General features: G+C 51.6%; 20 protein-coding genes. 16 read left to right on the forward strand and 4 right to left on the reverse strand.

The window, feature by feature from the left end; genetic code table 11:
- Positions 1–10 precede the first annotated feature (10 nt).
- The 15 genes from hflX (at position 11) to HUZ68_RS01935 (ending at position 15240) form a co-directional block, all read left to right on the forward strand.
- Positions 11–1291, forward strand: coding sequence for a ribosome rescue GTPase HflX (gene hflX, locus HUZ68_RS01865; RefSeq protein WP_000460360.1), 1281 nt, complete (start codon positions 11–13; stop codon positions 1289–1291).
- A gap of 85 nt (positions 1292–1376) precedes the next feature.
- Positions 1377–2636: an FtsH protease activity modulator HflK gene (gene hflK, locus HUZ68_RS01870; RefSeq protein WP_000312488.1), complete on the forward strand. Its 1260-nt coding sequence runs from the start codon at positions 1377–1379 to the stop codon at positions 2634–2636.
- 2 nt (positions 2637–2638) lie between these two features.
- Positions 2639–3643 carry a protease modulator HflC gene (gene hflC, locus HUZ68_RS01875; protein WP_001232412.1) on the forward strand — a complete coding sequence of 335 codons (1005 nt, stop codon included), beginning with the start codon at positions 2639–2641 and terminating at the stop codon, positions 3641–3643.
- An 81-nt stretch (positions 3644–3724) separates the two neighbouring features.
- Positions 3725–3922 (forward strand): DUF2065 domain-containing protein, encoded by a 198-nt coding sequence (locus tag HUZ68_RS01880; RefSeq protein ID WP_001089295.1) that lies wholly within the window; start codon positions 3725–3727, stop codon positions 3920–3922.
- A gap of 103 nt (positions 3923–4025) precedes the next feature.
- Entirely contained in the window at positions 4026–5324 is a 1299-nt protein-coding gene (purA, locus tag HUZ68_RS01885) for an adenylosuccinate synthase (protein WP_000527955.1), read from the forward strand.
- 204 nt (positions 5325–5528) lie between these two features.
- Entirely contained in the window at positions 5529–5954 is a 426-nt protein-coding gene (gene nsrR, locus HUZ68_RS01890) for a nitric oxide-sensing transcriptional repressor NsrR (RefSeq protein WP_001177639.1), read from the forward strand.
- 38 nt (positions 5955–5992) lie between these two features.
- Positions 5993–8434: a ribonuclease R gene (gene rnr / locus HUZ68_RS01895; RefSeq protein ID WP_000076316.1), complete on the forward strand. Its 2442-nt coding sequence runs from the start codon at positions 5993–5995 to the stop codon at positions 8432–8434.
- A gap of 180 nt (positions 8435–8614) precedes the next feature.
- Positions 8615–9346 carry a 23S rRNA (guanosine(2251)-2'-O)-methyltransferase RlmB gene (gene rlmB / locus HUZ68_RS01900; RefSeq protein ID WP_001293282.1) on the forward strand — a complete coding sequence of 244 codons (732 nt, stop codon included), beginning with the start codon at positions 8615–8617 and terminating at the stop codon, positions 9344–9346.
- Positions 9347–9472: 126 nt separating this feature from the next.
- The gene (locus HUZ68_RS01905; RefSeq protein ID WP_000220132.1) at positions 9473–9874 is read left to right on the forward strand and encodes a YjfI family protein; all 402 of its coding nucleotides are present in this window, start codon (positions 9473–9475) and stop codon (positions 9872–9874) included.
- An 18-nt stretch (positions 9875–9892) separates the two neighbouring features.
- Positions 9893–10591 carry a PspA/IM30 family protein gene (locus HUZ68_RS01910; RefSeq protein ID WP_000511955.1) on the forward strand — a complete coding sequence of 233 codons (699 nt, stop codon included), beginning with the start codon at positions 9893–9895 and terminating at the stop codon, positions 10589–10591.
- 50 nt (positions 10592–10641) lie between these two features.
- Entirely contained in the window at positions 10642–11301 is a 660-nt protein-coding gene (locus HUZ68_RS01915) for a YjfK family protein (RefSeq protein WP_095516755.1), read from the forward strand.
- A gap of 17 nt (positions 11302–11318) precedes the next feature.
- Positions 11319–11717, forward strand: coding sequence for a DUF350 domain-containing protein (locus HUZ68_RS01920; protein ID WP_000547760.1), 399 nt, complete (start codon positions 11319–11321; stop codon positions 11715–11717).
- A 9-nt stretch (positions 11718–11726) separates the two neighbouring features.
- Positions 11727–12365 (forward strand): DUF1190 domain-containing protein, encoded by a 639-nt coding sequence (locus tag HUZ68_RS01925; RefSeq protein ID WP_033815217.1) that lies wholly within the window; start codon positions 11727–11729, stop codon positions 12363–12365.
- A 2-nt stretch (positions 12366–12367) separates the two neighbouring features.
- Positions 12368–13531, forward strand: a complete 1164-nt coding sequence (locus tag HUZ68_RS01930; RefSeq protein ID WP_033815216.1) for a glutathionylspermidine synthase family protein — start codon at positions 12368–12370, stop codon at positions 13529–13531.
- A gap of 83 nt (positions 13532–13614) precedes the next feature.
- Positions 13615–15240: an isovaleryl-CoA dehydrogenase gene (locus tag HUZ68_RS01935; protein ID WP_001491463.1), complete on the forward strand. Its 1626-nt coding sequence runs from the start codon at positions 13615–13617 to the stop codon at positions 15238–15240.
- A gap of 116 nt (positions 15241–15356) precedes the next feature.
- On the opposite strand, the gene yjfN is transcribed toward HUZ68_RS01935, so the two are convergent.
- Positions 15357–15632 carry a DUF1471 family protease activator YjfN gene (gene yjfN, locus HUZ68_RS01940; RefSeq protein WP_000811566.1) on the reverse strand — a complete coding sequence of 92 codons (276 nt, stop codon included), beginning with the start codon at positions 15630–15632 and terminating at the stop codon, positions 15357–15359.
- A 148-nt stretch (positions 15633–15780) separates the two neighbouring features.
- Positions 15781–16110, reverse strand: a complete 330-nt coding sequence (gene bsmA, locus HUZ68_RS01945; protein ID WP_000254636.1) for a biofilm peroxide resistance protein BsmA — start codon at positions 16108–16110, stop codon at positions 15781–15783.
- Positions 16111–16291: 181 nt separating this feature from the next.
- Here bsmA and yjfP point away from each other — a divergent pair, with 181 nt between their 5' ends.
- Positions 16292–17041 carry an esterase gene (yjfP, locus tag HUZ68_RS01950; protein WP_033815215.1) on the forward strand — a complete coding sequence of 250 codons (750 nt, stop codon included), beginning with the start codon at positions 16292–16294 and terminating at the stop codon, positions 17039–17041.
- Here yjfP and ulaR read toward each other — a convergent pair.
- On the reverse strand, positions 17038–17793 hold the full coding sequence (ulaR, locus tag HUZ68_RS01955) for an HTH-type transcriptional regulator UlaR (protein WP_000133631.1): 756 nt from the start codon (positions 17791–17793) through the stop codon (positions 17038–17040). The genes yjfP and ulaR overlap by 4 nt on opposite strands.
- A gap of 107 nt (positions 17794–17900) precedes the next feature.
- A complete protein-coding gene (gene ulaG / locus HUZ68_RS01960) occupies positions 17901–18965 on the reverse strand; it encodes an L-ascorbate 6-phosphate lactonase (protein WP_033815214.1) in 1065 nt (354 codons plus the stop codon).
- Between the last annotated feature and the right edge of the window lie 49 nt (positions 18966–19014).

The raw sequence follows: 19014 nt of genomic DNA on the forward strand, positions 1-19014 counted from the left end.
GGTTATACGCTTGTTTGACCGTTATGATGCTGGTGAGCAGGCGGTACTGGTACACATCTATTTTACGCAAGACAAAGATATGGAAGACCTCCAGGAGTTTGAATCTCTGGTCTCTTCCGCCGGTGTCGAAGCATTGCAGGTGATTACCGGTAGCCGTAAAGCGCCGCACCCAAAGTATTTTGTAGGTGAAGGTAAAGCAGTTGAAATTGCGGAAGCTGTCAAAGCGACGGGTGCTTCGGTCGTACTTTTTGACCATGCCCTGAGCCCGGCGCAAGAGCGTAACCTGGAGCGTTTGTGCGAGTGTCGTGTTATCGACCGCACCGGCCTTATTTTAGATATTTTCGCCCAACGTGCGCGTACCCATGAGGGTAAGTTGCAGGTTGAGCTGGCGCAGCTGCGCCATCTGGCTACACGCCTGGTGCGTGGCTGGACCCATCTTGAAAGACAGAAAGGCGGGATTGGTTTGCGTGGTCCGGGTGAAACCCAGCTCGAAACCGACCGTCGTTTGTTGCGTAATCGCATCGTGCAGATACAGTCGCGCCTGGAAAGAGTTGAAAAGCAGCGTGAGCAGGGGCGGCAATCGCGTATCAAAGCCGACGTTCCTACTGTTTCGCTGGTGGGATATACCAACGCCGGTAAATCTACCCTTTTCAATCGCATCACCGAAGCGCGGGTCTACGCGGCAGACCAGTTGTTTGCCACCCTCGACCCGACGTTGCGGCGTATTGACGTTGCAGATGTCGGTGAAACCGTACTTGCAGATACCGTAGGGTTTATTCGCCACCTGCCGCACGATCTGGTGGCAGCATTTAAAGCCACGTTACAAGAGACGCGGCAAGCCACATTACTGCTGCACGTCATTGATGCGGCGGATGTGCGTGTACAAGAAAACATCGAAGCGGTGAATACGGTTCTTGAAGAGATCGACGCTCACGAGATCCCAACCCTGCTGGTGATGAACAAGATCGATATGCTGGAAGATTTCGAACCGCGTATTGATCGGGACGAAGAGAACAAACCGATCCGTGTCTGGCTTTCCGCACAGACCGGAGCGGGGATACCACAGCTTTTTCAGGCTTTGACGGAGCGGCTTTCCGGCGAGGTGGCGCAGCATACATTGCGTCTGCCACCGCAGGAAGGGCGTCTGAGAAGTCGTTTTTATCAGCTTCAGGCAATAGAAAAAGAGTGGATGGAGGAGGACGGCAGCGTAAGTCTGCAAGTTCGTATGCCGATCGTTGACTGGCGTCGCCTCTGTAAACAAGAACCGGCGTTGATCGATTACCTGATCTAACGGCGTAGCGTCTGAAGCGTGGAGTCATATCCTCTGGCGTCGAAAGACAACAGGGATCACCGCATAACAAATATGGAGCACAAACATGGCGTGGAATCAGCCCGGTAATAACGGACAAGACCGCGACCCGTGGGGAAGCAGCAAACCTGGCGGCAACTCTGAGGGAAATGGAAACAAAGGCGGTCGCGATCAAGGGCCACCTGATTTAGATGATATCTTCCGCAAACTGAGCAAAAAGCTCGGTGGTCTGGGCGGCGGTAAAGGCACCGGATCTGGCGGTGGCAGTTCATCGCAAGGCCCGCGCCCGCAGCTTGGCGGTCGTGTCGTTACCATCGCAGCGGCAGCGATTGTCATTATCTGGGCGGCCAGTGGTTTCTATACCATTAAAGAAGCCGAACGCGGCGTGGTAACACGCTTTGGTAAATTCAGCCATCTGGTTGAGCCGGGTCTGAACTGGAAACCGACGTTTATCGACGAAGTCAAACCGGTGAACGTGGAAGCCGTGCGTGAACTGGCCGCTTCTGGTGTGATGCTGACGTCGGACGAGAACGTAGTGCGCGTTGAGATGAACGTGCAGTATCGCGTCACCAATCCGGAAAAATATCTGTATAGCGTGACCAGCCCGGATGACAGCCTGCGTCAGGCTACCGACAGCGCCCTGCGTGGAGTTATCGGTAAATACACCATGGACCGCATTCTGACGGAAGGTCGTACCGTGATTCGTAGCGATACTCAGCGCGAACTGGAAGAAACTATCCGCCCGTATGACATGGGTATCACGCTGCTGGACGTCAACTTCCAGGCAGCTCGTCCGCCGGAAGAAGTAAAAGCGGCGTTTGACGATGCGATTGCCGCGCGTGAAAACGAACAGCAATACATTCGTGAAGCAGAAGCGTATACCAACGAAGTTCAGCCGCGTGCGAACGGTCAGGCGCAACGTATCCTCGAAGAGGCGCGTGCGTACAAGGCCCAGACCATCCTGGAAGCTCAGGGTGAAGTGGCGCGCTTTGCTAAACTTCTGCCGGAATATAAAGCCGCGCCGGAAATTACTCGCGAGCGTCTGTATATCGAGACGATGGAAAAAGTGTTGGGCAACACCCGCAAAGTGCTGGTTAACGACAAAGGTGGCAACCTGATGGTTCTGCCGTTAGACCAGATGCTGAAAGGTGGTAACGCCCCTGCGGCGAAGAGCGATAACGGTGCCAGCAATCTGCTGCGTCTGCCGCCAGCCTCTTCCTCCACAACCAGTGGAGCAAGCAACACGTCGTCCACCAGTCAGGGCGATATTATGGACCAACGCCGCGCCAATGCGCAGCGTAACGACTACCAGCGTCAGGGGGAATAACGATGCGTAAGTCAGTTATCGCGATTATCATCATCGTGCTGGTAGTGCTTTACATGTCTGTCTTTGTCGTCAAAGAAGGTGAGCGCGGTATTACGCTGCGTTTTGGTAAGGTACTGCGTGACGATGACAACAAACCTCTGGTTTATGAGCCGGGTCTGCATTTCAAGATACCGTTCATTGAAACGGTGAAAATGCTCGACGCACGTATTCAGACCATGGACAACCAGGCCGACCGCTTTGTGACCAAAGAGAAGAAAGACCTGATCGTCGACTCTTACATCAAATGGCGCATCAGCGATTTCAGCCGTTACTACCTGGCAACGGGTGGTGGCGACATTTCGCAAGCGGAAGTGCTGTTGAAACGTAAGTTCTCTGACCGTCTGCGTTCTGAAATTGGTCGCCTGGACGTGAAAGATATCGTCACTGATTCCCGTGGTCGTCTGACCCTCGAAGTACGTGACGCGCTGAACTCCGGTTCTGCGGGTACAGAAGATGAAGTTACTACCCCGGCGGCAGATAACGCCATTGCCGAAGCGGCAGAGCGCGTAACGGCTGAGACGAAGGGCAAAGTTCCGGTCATCAACCCGAACAGTATGGCGGCGCTGGGTATTGAAGTTGTCGATGTGCGTATCAAGCAGATCAACCTGCCGACCGAAGTGTCTGAAGCGATCTACAACCGTATGCGCGCCGAGCGTGAAGCGGTAGCGCGTCGTCACCGTTCACAAGGTCAGGAAGAAGCGGAAAAACTGCGCGCGACTGCCGACTATGAAGTGACCAGAACGCTGGCAGAAGCTGAGCGTCAGGGCCGTATCATGCGTGGTGAAGGCGATGCCGAAGCAGCCAAACTGTTTGCTGATGCATTCAGTAAAGATCCGGACTTCTACGCATTCATCCGTAGCCTGCGTGCTTATGAGAACAGCTTCTCTGGCAATCAGGACGTGATGGTCATGAGCCCGGATAGCGATTTCTTCCGCTACATGAAGACGCCGACTTCCGCAACGCGTTAATATAACGACTGCGGTACAGGTCAATAAAGCCACCGCATCCTCTGGGATGTCGGTGGTTTTCTTTTTCTATAAGGATAATGAATGAATTCGACAATCTGGCTGGCGCTTGCCCTGGTTTTGGTACTGGAAGGTTTAGGGCCGATGCTTTACCCGAAGGCATGGAAGAAGATGATCTCTGCGATGACCAATTTGCCCGATAATATTTTACGTCGTTTTGGCGGTGGACTTGTGGTTGCGGGCGTTGTGGTCTACTACATGTTGAGGAAAACGATTGGCTGAACAAAAAACAGACTGATCGAGGTCATTTTTGAGTGCAAAAAGTGCTGTAACTCTGAAAAAGCGATGGTAGAATCCATTTTTAAGCAAACGGTGATTTTGAAAAATGGGTAACAACGTCGTCGTACTGGGCACCCAATGGGGTGACGAAGGTAAAGGTAAGATCGTCGATCTTCTGACTGAACGGGCTAAATATGTTGTACGCTACCAGGGCGGTCACAACGCAGGCCATACTCTCGTAATCAACGGTGAAAAAACCGTTCTCCATCTTATTCCATCAGGTATTCTCCGCGAGAATGTAACCAGCATCATCGGTAACGGTGTTGTGCTGTCTCCGGCCGCGCTGATGAAAGAGATGAAAGAACTGGAAGACCGTGGCATCCCCGTTCGTGAGCGTCTGCTGCTGTCTGAAGCATGTCCGCTGATCCTTGATTATCACGTTGCGCTGGATAACGCGCGTGAGAAAGCGCGTGGCGCGAAAGCGATCGGCACCACCGGTCGTGGTATCGGGCCTGCTTATGAAGATAAAGTGGCACGTCGCGGTCTGCGTGTTGGCGACCTTTTCGACAAAGAAACCTTCGCTGAAAAACTGAAAGAAGTGATGGAATATCACAACTTCCAGTTGGTTAACTACTACAAAGCTGAAGCGGTTGATTACCAGAAAGTTCTGGATGATACGATGGCTGTTGCCGACATCCTGACTTCTATGGTGGTTGACGTTTCTGACCTGCTCGACCAGGCGCGTCAGCGTGGCGATTTCGTCATGTTCGAAGGTGCGCAGGGTACGCTGCTGGATATCGACCACGGTACTTATCCGTACGTAACTTCTTCCAACACCACTGCTGGTGGCGTGGCGACCGGTTCCGGCCTGGGCCCGCGTTATGTTGATTACGTTCTGGGTATTCTCAAAGCTTACTCCACTCGTGTGGGTGCAGGTCCATTCCCGACTGAACTGTTTGATGAAACTGGCGAGTTCCTCTGCAAGCAGGGTAACGAATTCGGCGCAACTACGGGTCGTCGTCGTCGTACCGGCTGGTTGGACACCGTTGCCGTTCGTCGTGCGGTACAGTTGAACTCCCTGTCTGGCTTCTGCCTGACTAAACTGGACGTTCTGGATGGCCTGAAAGAGGTTAAACTCTGCGTGGCTTACCGTATGCCGGATGGTCGTGAAGTGACTACCACTCCGCTGGCAGCTGACGACTGGAAAGGTGTAGAGCCGATTTACGAAACCATGCCGGGCTGGTCTGAATCCACCTTCGGCGTTAAAGATCGTAGCGGTCTGCCGCAGGCGGCGCTGAACTACATCAAACGTATTGAAGAGCTGACCGGTGTGCCGATCGATATCATCTCTACCGGTCCGGATCGTACTGAAACCATGATTCTGCGCGACCCGTTCGACGCGTAATTCTGGTACGCCTGGCAGATATTTTGCCTGCCGGGCTAACAGTGTGATACATTGCTGTGTCGGTTAAGCCATTACGCTATCCGACACAGTGTTAAATCCTCGCTTTTTTCCTTCCCCGAACTGAAATAAATTAGCGACACAGCTTGTGGCTGGTTTATCATCAATATAAATGTATTTTTTCCCGATTTCCCTTTTGAGGTTGATGTGCAGTTAACGAGTTTCACTGATTACGGATTACGTGCGCTGATCTACATGGCGTCATTGCCAGAAGGGCGGATGACCAGTATTTCTGAAGTGACTGACGTCTACGGCGTCTCCCGTAATCATATGGTCAAAATAATCAATCAACTTAGTCGTGCCGGCTACGTGACTGCTGTTCGTGGAAAAAATGGCGGCATTCGCCTGGGTAAACCGGCGAGTGCGATACGTATTGGTGATGTGGTGCGCGAGCTGGAGCCCTTATCGCTGGTGAATTGCAGCAGTGAGTTTTGCCACATTACACCTGCCTGTCGGTTGAAACAGGCGCTTTCTAAGGCCGTGCAAAGTTTTCTTACGGAACTGGATAACTACACGCTTGCCGATTTGGTTGAAGAGAATCAACCGCTTTATAAATTATTGCTGGTGGAGTGACGAAAATCTTCATCAGAGATGACAACGGAGGAACCGAGATGTCACAAGATCCTTTCCAGGAACGCGAAGCTGAAAAATACGCGAATCCCATCCCTAGTCGGGAATTTATCCTCGAACATTTAACCAAACGTGAAAAACCGGCCAGCCGTGATGAGCTGGCGGTAGAACTGCACATTGAAGGCGAAGAGCAGCTTGAAGGCCTGCGTCGCCGCCTGCGCGCGATGGAGCGCGATGGTCAACTGGTCTTCACTCGTCGTCAGTGCTATGCGCTGCCGGAACGCCTCGACCTGGTGAAAGGTACCGTTATTGGCCACCGTGATGGCTACGGCTTTCTGCGGGTTGAAGGGCGTAAAGATGATTTGTATCTCTCCAGCGAGCAGATGAAAACCTGCATTCATGGCGATCAGGTGCTGGCGCAGCCGCTGGGCGCTGACCGTAAAGGTCGTCGTGAAGCGCGTATTGTCCGCGTACTGGTGCCAAAAACCAGCCAGATTGTTGGTCGCTACTTTACCGAAGCGGGCGTCGGCTTTGTGGTTCCTGACGATAGCCGTCTGAGCTTCGATATCTTAATCCCGCCCGATCAGATCATGGGCGCGCGGATGGGCTTTGTGGTCGTAGTCGAACTGACTCAGCGTCCGACTCGCCGCACCAAAGCGGTGGGTAAAATCGTCGAAGTCCTTGGCGATAATATGGGCACCGGCATGGCGGTTGATATCGCTCTGCGTACCCATGAAATTCCGTACATCTGGCCGCAGGCTGTTGAGCAACAGGTTGCCGGGCTGAAAGAAGAAGTGCCGGAAGAAGCAAAAGCGGGCCGTGTTGATCTGCGCGATTTACCGCTGGTCACCATTGATGGCGAAGACGCCCGTGACTTTGACGATGCAGTTTACTGCGAGAAAAAACGCGGCGGCGGCTGGCGTTTATGGGTCGCGATTGCTGACGTCAGCTACTATGTGCGTCCGCCAACGCCGCTGGACAGAGAAGCGCGTAACCGTGGTACGTCGGTGTACTTCCCTTCGCAGGTTATCCCGATGCTGCCGGAAGTGCTCTCTAACGGTCTGTGCTCGCTCAATCCGCAGGTAGACCGCCTGTGTATGGTGTGCGAGATGACGGTTTCGTCGAAAGGCCGCCTGACGGGCTACAAATTCTACGAAGCGGTGATGAGCTCTCACGCGCGTCTGACCTACACCAAAGTCTGGCATATTCTGCAGGGCGATCAGGATCTGCGCGAGCAGTACGCTCCGCTGGTTAAGCATCTCGAAGAGTTGCATAACCTCTATAAAGTGCTGGATAAAGCCCGTGAAGAACGTGGCGGGATCTCATTTGAGAGCGAAGAAGCGAAGTTTATTTTCAACGCTGAACGCCGTATTGAGCGTATCGAACAGACTCAGCGTAACGACGCGCACAAGTTAATTGAAGAGTGCATGATTCTGGCGAATATCTCGGCGGCGCGTTTCGTTGAGAAAGCCAAAGAACCGGCACTGTTCCGTATTCACGACAAGCCGAGCACCGAAGCGATTACCTCTTTCCGTTCAGTGCTGGCAGAGCTGGGGCTGGAACTGCCGGGCGGTAACAAGCCGGAACCGCGCGACTACGCGGAGCTGCTGGAGTCGGTTGCCGACCGTCCTGATGCAGAAATGCTGCAAACCATGCTGCTGCGCTCGATGAAACAGGCGATTTACGATCCGGAAAACCGTGGTCACTTTGGCCTGGCATTGCAGTCCTATGCGCACTTTACTTCGCCGATTCGTCGTTATCCTGACCTGACGCTGCACCGCGCCATTAAGTATCTGTTGGCGAAAGAGCAGGGGCATCAGGGCAACACCACTGAAACCGGTGGCTACCATTATTCGATGGAAGAGATGCTGCAACTGGGTCAGCACTGTTCGATGGCGGAACGTCGTGCCGACGAAGCAACGCGCGATGTGGCTGACTGGCTGAAGTGTGACTTCATGCTCGACCAGGTAGGTAACGTCTTTAAAGGCGTAATTTCCAGCGTCACTGGCTTTGGCTTCTTCGTCCGTCTGGACGACTTGTTCATTGATGGGCTGGTCCATGTCTCTTCGCTGGACAATGACTACTATCGCTTTGACCAGGTAGGGCAACGCCTGATGGGTGAATCCAGCGGCCAGACTTATCGCCTGGGCGATCGCGTGGAAGTTCGCGTCGAAGCGGTTAATATGGACGAGCGCAAAATCGACTTTAGCCTGATCTCCAGCGAACGCGCACCGCGCAACGTCGGTAAAACGGCGCGCGAGAAAGCGAAAAAAGGCGATGCAGGTAAAAAAGGCGGCAAGCGTCGTCAGGTCGGTAAAAAGGTAAACTTTGAGCCAGACAGCGCCTTCCGCGGTGAGAAAAAAACGAAGCCGAAAGCAGCGAAGAAAGACGCGAGAAAAGCGAAAAAGCCATCGGCGAAAACGCAGAAAATAGCTGCAGCGACCAAAGCGAAGCGTGCGGCGAAGAAAAAAGTGGCAGAGTGATCATTACCCTCTTCAAACAGAAGAGGGTTAGATTGCTGACAAAATGCGCTTTGTTCATGCCGGATGCGGCGTGAACGCCTTATCCGGCCTACATAATCACGCAAATTCAATATATTGCAGGGATCATGTAGACCGGATAAACGTAGTGCATCAGGCAAAACGTAAACAACGAGTACATTAATGAGCGAAATGATTTACGGCATCCACGCAGTGCAGGCCCTGCTGGAGCGCGCCCCTGAACGTTTTCAGGAAGTCTTTATTTTAAAAGGCCGTGAAGATAAACGTCTGTTACCGCTGATTCACGCCCTTGAGTCTCAGGGCGTGGTTATCCAGTTGGCAAACCGCCAATATCTCGACGAGAAAAGCGACGGTGCCGTGCATCAGGGCATTATCGCCCGCGTGAAGCCAGGACGTCAGTATCAGGAAAACGATCTGCCGGATCTGATCGCTTCGCTCGATCAACCGTTCCTGCTGATCCTCGACGGTGTAACCGATCCGCACAACCTCGGCGCGTGCCTGCGTAGCGCGGACGCTGCTGGCGTTCACGCGGTGATTGTGCCGAAAGATCGCTCCGCACAGCTCAACGCCACGGCGAAAAAAGTAGCCTGCGGCGCGGCAGAAAGCGTTCCACTGATTCGGGTGACTAACCTTGCGCGCACCATGCGTATGTTGCAGGAAGAGAATATCTGGATCGTCGGTACGGCAGGTGAGGCGGATCATACACTCTATCAGAGCAAAATGACCGGACGCCTGGCGCTGGTGATGGGCGCGGAAGGTGAAGGTATGCGTCGCCTGACCCGTGAACATTGCGATGAGTTGATCAGCATCCCAATGGCAGGAAGTGTTTCTTCTCTGAACGTTTCGGTTGCAACCGGAATTTGCTTATTTGAAGCGGTTCGTCAGCGCAGCTAGTTCCTCTGAATTATGAAAAGCCATCCAGATTTGGATGGTTTTTTTTTGTCTATAGCTGGTAAGATAATTACGTACTGCAAATATTCATTTTATTAATATTTAAACTTAATCTATATGGAATAATATATGACATGGAATCCGTTGGCGCTGGCGACGGCGCTGCAAACTGTACCTGAACAAAATATTGATGTAACAAATAGCGAGAACGCATTAATTATTAAAATGAATGATTATGGCGATTTGCAAATCAATATTCTTTTTACTTCCCGCCAAATGATTATCGAAACCTTTATTTGTCCGGTAAGTAGTATCAGCAATCCAGATAAATTTAATACCTTCTTATTAAGAAATCAGAAGATGATGCCGTTGTCATCGGTAGGAATCTCCAGCGTGCAACAGGAAGAGTATTACATTGTTTTCGGGGCGTTATCGCTTAAATCTTCTCTTGAAGATATCCTGCTTGAGATAACCTCGCTGGTAGATAACGCATTGGATCTGGCTGAAATTACAGAAGAATATTCACACTAATTACAAGGACGGGTATTTATGGGAATTTTAAAAAGTTTATTTACGCTGGGGAAATCGTTTATCTCCCAGGCGGAAGAGTCCATTGAAGAAACCCAGGGTGTGCGCATGCTGGAACAGCATATTCGTGACGCTAAAGCTGAACTCGATAAAGCCGGAAAATCTCGCGTTGATCTGCTGGCGCGGGTGAAATTAAGTCACGATAAGCTGAAAGATTTACGTGAGCGCAAAGCCAGTCTGGAAGCCCGTGCGCTGGAAGCGTTAAGCAAGAACGTTAATCCGTCGTTGATTAACGAAGTTGCTGAAGAAATCGCGCGCCTTGAGAATCTCATTACCGCTGAAGAGCAAGTGTTGTCGAATCTGGAAGTCTCCCGTGATGGCGTGGAAAAAGCAGTTACAGCGACAGCGCAGCGTATCGCTCAGTTTGAGCAGCAAATGGAAGTCGTTAAAGCCACTGAAGCCATGCAGCGTGCACAACAGGCTGTAACAACCTCTACCGTTGGCGCATCTTCCAGCGTTTCGACAGCGGCAGAATCCTTAAAACGCCTGCAAACGCGTCAGGCCGAACGTCAGGCTCGCCTGGATGCTGCCGCACAGTTGGAGAAAGTCGCAGACGGTCGCGACCTTGACGAAAAGCTGGCGGAAGCCGGAATTGGCGGTAGCAATAAAAGTAGCGCCCAGGATGTATTAGCAAGACTGCAACGCCAACAGGGCGAGTAATTTTTTTGCCAGCCTCACTGCAAGGCTGGCAACTATTTTAAGGATAAAATATGTCTGGTTTTTTCCAGCGTCTGTTTGGCAAGGATAATAAGCCTGCTATCGCTCGCGGTCCGCTGGGACTTCATCTCAATAGTGGCTTTACGCTCGACACGTTAGCGTTTCGTTTGCTGGAAGATGAATTGCTGATTGCGCTGCCGGGTGAGGAATTTACGGTAGCCGCTGTCAGTCACATCGATCTGGGCGGCGGTAGCCAGATTTTCCGCTACTACACTTCAGGCGATGAGTTTCTGCAAATCAATACCACCGGCGGCGAAGATATTGATGACATTGATGATATCAAGCTCTTTGTCTATGAAGAGAGCTACGGTATCAGTAAAGAGAGTCACTGGCGCGAGGCGATCAACGCCAAAACGATGGGGGCAATGACCTTAAACTGGCAGGAAAAACGCTGGCAGCGATTTTTTAACAGCGAAGAACCGGGAAATATCGAACCCGTCTACATGCTGGAAAAAGTAGAAAATCAAAATCATGCTAAATGGGAAGTCCATAATTTTACCATGGGCTACCAGCGGCAAGTGACCGAAGATACTTACGAATATTTGCTGCTAAATGGTGAGGAATTTTTTAACGATCTCGGTGAGCCAGAGTGGTTATTTTCGCGCGCGTTGGGTGTCGATATCCCGCTGACATCACTTCATATTATTGGTTAATTACAAGGACGTTTACAATGCATATACTGGATTCACTTCTTGCCTTTAGTGCCTATTTTTTTATTGGCGTGGCGATGGTGATTATTTTTCTGTTTATCTACTCCAAAATTACACCGCACAATGAATGGCAATTAATCAAAAACAATAATACCGCAGCGTCACTGGCGTTCAGCGGTACATTGTTGGGTTACGTGATCCCCTTATCCAGTGCGGCAATCAATGCGGTGAGTATTCCAGACTATTTCGCCTGGGGCGGGATTGCACTGGTGATTCAGTTACTCGTTTTTGCTGGTGTCAGACTTTATATGCCCGCATTAAGCGAAAAAATTATTAATCACAATACCGCAGCAGGAATGTTTATGGGAACCGCCGCGCTGGCTGGCGGTATTTTTAACGCAGCTTGTATGACATGGTAATGGACGATCATGGCCAGAAAACGCAAATCAAGAAATAACAGTAAAATTGGTCACGGAGCGATCAGTCGCATTGGTAGACCGAATAATCCTTTTGAACCGCGTCGCAATCGCTACGCACAAAAATACTTAACGTTGGCGCTAATGGGCGGTGCCGCTTTTTTAATAGTCAAAGGATGGAGTGAAAGTAGCGATGTCGATAACGACGGCGACGGAACGTTTTACTCGACTGTGCAGGATTGTATTGATGACGGTAATAATGCCGACATTTGCGCGCGTGGCTGGAACAACGCCAAAGCGGCATTTTATGCCGATGTTCCGAAGAATATGACTCAGCAGAACTGTCAGTCTAAGTACGAAAATTGCTACTACGACAATGTTGAACAGAGTTGGATCCCGGTCGTTTCTGGATTTTTGTTAAGCCGGGTTATTCGTAAAGATCGCGATGAGCCGTTCGTCTATAACAGCGGCGGATCCTCATTTGCTTCCCGCCCCGTCTGGCGCAACACTTCTGGTGATTACTCCTGGCGCTCCGGTTCTGGCAAAAAAGAATCTTACTCTTCAGGCGGCTTTACCACCAGAAAAGCGTCGACCGTTTCGCGCGGCGGCTATGGTCGTTCTTCCAGCGCCCGTGGGCATTGGGGAGGCTAATCATGCTGAGACACAACGTTCCTGTGCGGCGGGATCTGGACCAAATCGCCGCTGACAACGGTTTCGACTTTCATATCATCGACAATGAAATCTATTGGGACGAGAGTCGGGCTTACCGTTTTACTCTGCGCCAGATTGAAGAGCAGATCGAAAAACCGACTGCGGAACTGCATCAGATGTGCCTTGAGGTGGTGGATCGCGCGGTTAAAGACGAAGAGATCCTGACGCAACTGGCGATCCCGCCGTTGTACTGGGATGTGATCGCTGAAAGCTGGCGCGCACGCGATCCTTCGCTGTATGGCCGGATGGATTTTGCCTGGTGTGGCAATGCGCCGGTGAAGCTGCTGGAGTACAACGCCGATACGCCGACCTCGTTGTATGAGTCGGCTTATTTCCAGTGGTTGTGGCTAGAGGATGCCCGGCGCAGCGGCATTATTCCGCGTGATGCCGATCAGTACAATGCCATTCAGGAACGCCTGATTTCGCGCTTTAGTGAGCTTTACAGTCGGGAGCCGTTTTATTTTTGCTGCTGTCAGGACACCGATGAAGACAGGAGTACCGTGCTGTACTTGCAGGACTGCGCCCAGCAGGCAGGGCAGGAGTCGCGGTTTATCTACATTGAAGATCTCGGTTTGGGCGTCGGCGGCGTACTGACCGATCTTGATGATAATGTCATCCAGCGTGCATTTAAGCTGTATCCGCTGGAGTGGATGATGCGTGACGATAATGGTCCGCTGCTGCGCAAGCGTCGCGAGCAATGGGTGGAGCCGTTATGGAAAAGTATCTTGAGTAATAAAGGGCTAATGCCGCTGCTTTGGCGCTTCTTCCCTGGTCATCCTAACCTTCTTGCATCCTGGTTTGAGGGTGAAAAACCGCAGATTGCCGCTGGCGAAAGCTATGTGCGTAAACCGATCTACTCGCGCGAAGGCGGAAATGTCACCATTTTCGACGGCCAGAATAACGTCGTTGACCACGCTGATGGTGATTACGCCGATGAACCGATGATCTACCAGGCGTTTCAACCTCTGCCGCAATTTGGCGATAGCTACACACTCATCGGTAGCTGGATTGTCGATGATGAAGCGTGCGGAATGGGGATCCGTGAAGATAACACACTGATCACCAAAGACACCTCACGTTTCGTTCCGCATTACATTGCTGGATAAGAATGTTTTAGCAATCTCTTTCTGTCATGAATCCATGGCAGTGACCATACTAATGGTGACTGCCATTGATGGAGGGAGACACAGTGCACTGGCAAACTCACACCGTTTTTAATCAACCTATACCATTAAATAACAGCAACTTATACCTGTCTGATGGTGCGCTTTGCGAAGCGGTAACGCGTGAAGGTGCTGGCTGGGATAGCGATTTTCTAGCCAGTATTGGTCAGCAGTTAGGAACGGCTGAATCCCTTGAACTGGGGCGGCTGGCGAATGTGAATCCGCCTGAATTATTGCGCTACGATGCGCAAGGACGCCGTCTGGACGATGTGCGTTTTCACCCCGCCTGGCACCTGCTGATGCAGGCGCTATGTACCAATCGGGTGCACAATCTTGCCTGGGAAGAAGACGCTCGCTCCGGCGCATTTGTGGCGCGCGCGGCGCGTTTTATGTTGCACGCACAGGTTGAGGCGGGGTCGTTATGTCCGATAACCATGACCTTTGCCGCCACGCCATTGTTGTTACAGATGTTACCCACGCCGTTTCAGGACTGGACCACGCCGCTGCTGAGCGATCGCTACGATTCTCACTTATTGCCTGGTGGGCAAAAACGCGGTTTGTTGATTGGCATGGGAATGACGGAAAAGCAGGGCGGTTCCGATGTCATGAGCAACACCACCCGTGCAGAGCGTTTGGAAGATGGCTCTTATCGGCTGGTGGGGCATAAATGGTTTTTCTCGGTGCCGCAAAGCGATGCGCATCTGGTGCTGGCGCAGACCGCGGGCGGTCTGTCCTGCTTTTTTGTGCCGCGCTTTTTGCCTGACGGGCAACGCAACGCGATTCGCCTCGAGCGGCTGAAAGATAAGCTGGGTAATCGCTCTAACGCCAGTTGCGAAGTGGAGTTTCAGGATGCCATTGGCTGGTTATTGGGGCAGGAAGGGGAAGGAATTCGTCTGATCCTGAAAATGGGGGGGATGACGCGTTTTGATTGCGCCCTGGGTAGCCATGCCATGATGCGCCGTGCATTTTCGCTGGCGATTTATCATGCACATCAACGCCATGTTTTTGGTAATCCATTGATCCAACAGCCCCTTATGCGTCATGTCTTAAGTCGCATGGCACTTCAGCTTGAAGGGCAAACGGCGTTGCTGTTTCGTCTTGCGCGAGCGTGGGACCGGCGTGCCGATGCCAAAGAAGCCCTGTGGGCGCGTTTATTTACGCCTGCGGCAAAATTTGTGATCTGCAAACGAGGTATGCCGTTTGTGGCCGAAGCGATGGAGGTGCTGGGCGGCATTGGTTATTGCGAGGAGAGCGAGCTGCCGCGGCTTTACCGGGAGATGCCGGTAAACAGTATTTGGGAAGGTTCCGGCAATATTATGTGCCTGGATGTGCTGCGCGTTCTCAATAAGCAAGCGGGCGTATACGACTTATTGTCGGAAGCATTTGTGGAAGTGAAAGGGCAGGATCGCTATTTTGATCGCGCGGTTCGTCGTTTACAGCAGCAGCTGCGTAAGCCAGCTGAAGAACTGGGGCGAGAGATTACTCATCAGCTATTCCTGCTGGGCTGCGGTGCGCAAATGTTGAAATATGCCTCTCCGCCAATGGCGCAGGCGTGGTGTCAGGTGATGTTAGATACGCGCGGCGGCGTACGGTTGTCAGAGCAGATCCAGAATGATTTATTGCTGCGGGCGACGGGGGGAGTGTGTGTGTAAGCGTATACGACTGATGCGACGCTGGTTTCGATTAACTCAATGAAATATGTGAAAATTGCAGGCCGGACAAGGCGCTCGCGCCGCATCCGGCATTGTTCATTTGCTGTAGATGACACTCACGCATACAGTATCGCCTGTACACGCCAGTTATCAGGCTGCTGGTCTTCGTACATGGTAATAATGCGGTACCATGACGCACCTTGTTCATCGGCCTTTAACGCCACGATACGTTCCACGTCCTGCGGATCCCCTGAAATATTGCTAACTGAGATCTGACCTATTTCATTCAGGCCCGTCACGCAGTCAGCACTGGCGAATTCTGCAGACTGTGCCGTGGCGCTCGCAGGATAAGTCACTAATTGCAGCGAGGGTGAGGCAAGTAATTGTTTCATCGTCAGCTCCATTTTTCATTTCCCCACATGTTGCAGGGCATTCCATCGCGGTAATAAACGCCCAGGCTTCCAGCCGGTAATTTATTGTGCACAGGTAAACGCATAGGGACGCAAAGCAATGTAAAGCTGACTATGTAAGTTGTCTGATTTATTTACGGTACAAAATGGCTTGTGAATACCACTGTCCTGTCACGATGGTTTCGTCCACCATGACGACAACGTAATAATCAGCTTTTGCAGCGACAGCTTTCGCTCTGATTTCTGCTAATGCGTCATCCGGAGAACCCCGAACCATCGTGCTTACGCTACCTATTCGCTGTAACCCTTGCGTCTGGTCGCGGCGAATCTCTTGCGGATGGTCCGTTACTGGCGGTGCTGGCTGTGGCGTACCTTGCAGTGCGCTACAGGCACTTAACATCAACACCAATAATAAACTGGCAAACCGGTAAATAACGCTATTACGTTTCCTGCTAACCATAGTGTAGTGCCTTATTAATTTAACTTTGGGGGAATGTTCCCGAATTGTTACCTGGTACGCGATTTTCGAATGAAAACGTGACGAAAGCGTAACCCACATCTCAACATTATGAACTAATACCGCCAGCAGAAACTTGTGCTAAGGATTTCTTCATGTCATACCAGACAAAAAGGAGAGACAGATGATTGAAATAGAATCACGCGAGCTGGCAGATATTCCCGTTCTTCATGCTTATCCTGTCGGACAAAAAGATACCCCGTTACCGTGCGTGATTTTTTATCACGGCTTTACTTCGTCCAGTCTGGTGTATAGCTATTTTGCCGTTGCGCTGGCGCAGGCTGGTTTGCGGGTGATCATGCCGGATGCGCCCGATCACGGTAGTCGTTTTAGTGGTGACGCAGCGCGGCGGTTAAATCAATTCTGGCAAATCTTGCTACAAAGTATGCAGGAATTCACTACTTTACGTGCGGCAATAGCCGAAGAAAACTGGCTGCTTGATGACCGTCTGGCAGTCGGTGGCGCGTCGATGGGCGCGATGACGGCACTGGGAATTACCGCTCGCCACCCCACGGTGAAATGTACCGCCAGCATGATGGGATCGGGCTATTTTACATCACTCGCCCGTTCACTGTTTCCACCGCTGATACCTGAAACGACAGCACAGCAGAATGAATTCAATAACATTGTCGCGCCGCTGGCAGAGTGGGAAGCGACAAACCACCTGGAACAACTTAGTGACAGACCTCTACTGCTGTGGCATGGCCTCGACGATGACGTTGTGCCTGCCGACGAATCACTACGTTTGCAGCAGGCCTTAAGCGAGACGGGACGGGATAAACTGCTAACCTGTTCATGGCAGCCAGGCGTGCGTCACCGCATTACGCCTGAGGCGTTAGATGCTGCCGTGACATTTTTCCGCCAGCATCTTTAAACACGCAGAATGCTGACCCCTTGCGCTTCCAGTTGTTGCAGGATTTCCGGGTTAGCATTTTTGCCGGTGATAAGCATATCGATTTGATCGGCACGGCTAAAAAGCATTCCCGCGCGTTCGCCAATCTTACTGCTATCAACCAGTACCACCAGTTTCCCTACCACGCTCAGCATCTTCTGCTCTGCCATTGCTGTCAGCATATCGGTTTTATACAACCCTTCTGCGGTCAGCCCTTTTCCGCTGGTAAACATCCAGTGCCCGGCATAGAGACTGTTTTCGCTGCCCTGCGGGCTTAAAGTGATGGACTGACTTTTGTTGTACTGTCCGCCCATAATGATCACGCTGTCATGTTCTTGATCGATCAGGTAATTTGCCAGCGGTAGATAATTAGTGATGATTTGCACTGGCTTGCCACACATTTCCCGCCCAAGCAGAAACGCGGTGGAGCCGCAGTTGATGACTACGCTTTCGCCCGGATTAACCAGCTGTGATGCCGCTTTGGCGATACGTACTTTTTCATCGTGATTCTGCGCCTGATGCAGATTCATCGGCGTCCAGCGCGGGCGCTGTTGGGTAATAGCTTCTGCGCCATTGCGCACTTTTTTCAGTTTGCCGCTTTCGTCAAGTTTATTGATATCGCGTCGCGCAGTGGCAGGCGAAATTCCCAGACGCTCAACGACTTTCTCAACGGTCACAAAGCCCAATTGTGCGAGCATTTCCAGGAGGATTTGATGTCTTTGTGCTTCAGTCATGAGCTATTCCGATAAAATTTGATTTTTTTAGATGATATTTGAAATAGCCAGGAAATACTACGCCGGATAGCGCGAACTTCTCCACGCTATCCGGTATAAACGACAGATTACAGGAATGACTTGAACGGCAGATCCGGTTCAATAGTGAAGCAATCATCGAAACCGCGCGGATAGTGGTACTCGAAGTTGTCTTTATCCAGCGGCCAGGTAAATTTGCCGCCCACCTGCCAGATAAACGGCTTAAAGCCATATTTCAGGCGATCTTTTTTCATCTCCCACAGCACGCGGATCTCTTGCGGATCGGCCTGGAAGTTTGACCAGATATCGTGGTGGAACGGGATCACTACTTTCGCATTCAGCGCTTCGCCCATACGCAGCATATCGACGCTGGTCATTTTGTCGGTGATACCGCGCGGGTTTTCGCCGTACGATCCTAACGCCACGTCGATCTGATGTTCGTTACCGTGCTTCGCATAATAGTTAGAGTAGTGGGAGTCGCCGCTGTGATACAGGGAGCCGCCAGGCGTTTTGAACAGGTAGTTCACCGCGCGATCGTCCATGCCATCTGGCAGTACGCCAGCCGCTTTTTGATCGGCAGGCAGGGTGATCAGTGCAGTACGGTCGAAAGCATCAAGTGCATGAATTTCAATGTCTTTCACTTTTACTACATCGCCCGGTTTGACCACGATGCAACGCTCTTTCGGTACGCCCCAGCCAATCCACAAATCCACACAGGTTTTCGGTCCGATAAACGGTACGTCATCAGCACAGTTCTGCATCACGGCAGCAGCGACGTTAACGTCGATATGATCGTTGTGATCGTGAGTCGCCAGTACCGCGTCGATCTGGCGAATCGCAAACGGATCAAGAACAAACGGGGTGGTACGCAGGTTCGGCTGCAGTTTTTTCACGCCAGCCATACGCTGCATCTGGTGACCCTGTTTCATCAGCGGGTTACCGTGACTTTGTTTGCCAGTACCGCACCAAAAATCGACGCAGACGTTGGTACCGCCTTCCGATTTCAGCCAGATCCCGGTACAACCGAGCCACCACATCGCGAATGTACCAGGAGCTACCTGCTCTTGTTCAATTTCTTCATTCAGCCAGCTACCCCACTCCGGGAAAGTGCTCAGGATCCAGGATTCACGGGTAATACTTTTCACTTTACTCATCGCCATTTACCTTCATGATAGTTCAATTCGAATCAATATGTGATTGGTT

This window comes from Shigella dysenteriae (genome assembly GCF_022354085.1).
GTDB lineage: Bacteria > Pseudomonadota > Gammaproteobacteria > Enterobacterales > Enterobacteriaceae > Escherichia > Escherichia coli.

Coding starts and splice junctions, on each gene's coding strand:
- ulaG (WP_033815214.1), bottom strand. CDS start 18,965: ATGAGTAAAGTGAAAAGTATTACCCGTGAATCCTGGATCCTGAGCACT.
- HUZ68_RS01910 (WP_000511955.1), top strand. CDS start 9,893: ATGGGAATTTTAAAAAGTTTATTTACGCTGGGGAAATCGTTTATCTCC.
- HUZ68_RS01925 (WP_033815217.1), top strand. CDS start 11,727: ATGGCCAGAAAACGCAAATCAAGAAATAACAGTAAAATTGGTCACGGA.
- yjfN (WP_000811566.1), bottom strand. CDS start 15,632: ATGAAACAATTACTTGCCTCACCCTCGCTGCAATTAGTGACTTATCCT.
- HUZ68_RS01930 (WP_033815216.1), top strand. CDS start 12,368: ATGCTGAGACACAACGTTCCTGTGCGGCGGGATCTGGACCAAATCGCC.
- HUZ68_RS01915 (WP_095516755.1), top strand. CDS start 10,642: ATGTCTGGTTTTTTCCAGCGTCTGTTTGGCAAGGATAATAAGCCTGCT.
- rlmB (WP_001293282.1), top strand. CDS start 8,615: ATGAGCGAAATGATTTACGGCATCCACGCAGTGCAGGCCCTGCTGGAG.
- ulaR (WP_000133631.1), bottom strand. CDS start 17,793: ATGACTGAAGCACAAAGACATCAAATCCTCCTGGAAATGCTCGCACAA.
- HUZ68_RS01880 (WP_001089295.1), top strand. CDS start 3,725: ATGAATTCGACAATCTGGCTGGCGCTTGCCCTGGTTTTGGTACTGGAA.
- HUZ68_RS01920 (WP_000547760.1), top strand. CDS start 11,319: ATGCATATACTGGATTCACTTCTTGCCTTTAGTGCCTATTTTTTTATT.
- purA (WP_000527955.1), top strand. CDS start 4,026: ATGGGTAACAACGTCGTCGTACTGGGCACCCAATGGGGTGACGAAGGT.
- bsmA (WP_000254636.1), bottom strand. CDS start 16,110: ATGGTTAGCAGGAAACGTAATAGCGTTATTTACCGGTTTGCCAGTTTA.
- hflC (WP_001232412.1), top strand. CDS start 2,639: ATGCGTAAGTCAGTTATCGCGATTATCATCATCGTGCTGGTAGTGCTT.
- yjfP (WP_033815215.1), top strand. CDS start 16,292: ATGATTGAAATAGAATCACGCGAGCTGGCAGATATTCCCGTTCTTCAT.
- rnr (WP_000076316.1), top strand. CDS start 5,993: ATGTCACAAGATCCTTTCCAGGAACGCGAAGCTGAAAAATACGCGAAT.
- hflK (WP_000312488.1), top strand. CDS start 1,377: ATGGCGTGGAATCAGCCCGGTAATAACGGACAAGACCGCGACCCGTGG.
- HUZ68_RS01905 (WP_000220132.1), top strand. CDS start 9,473: ATGACATGGAATCCGTTGGCGCTGGCGACGGCGCTGCAAACTGTACCT.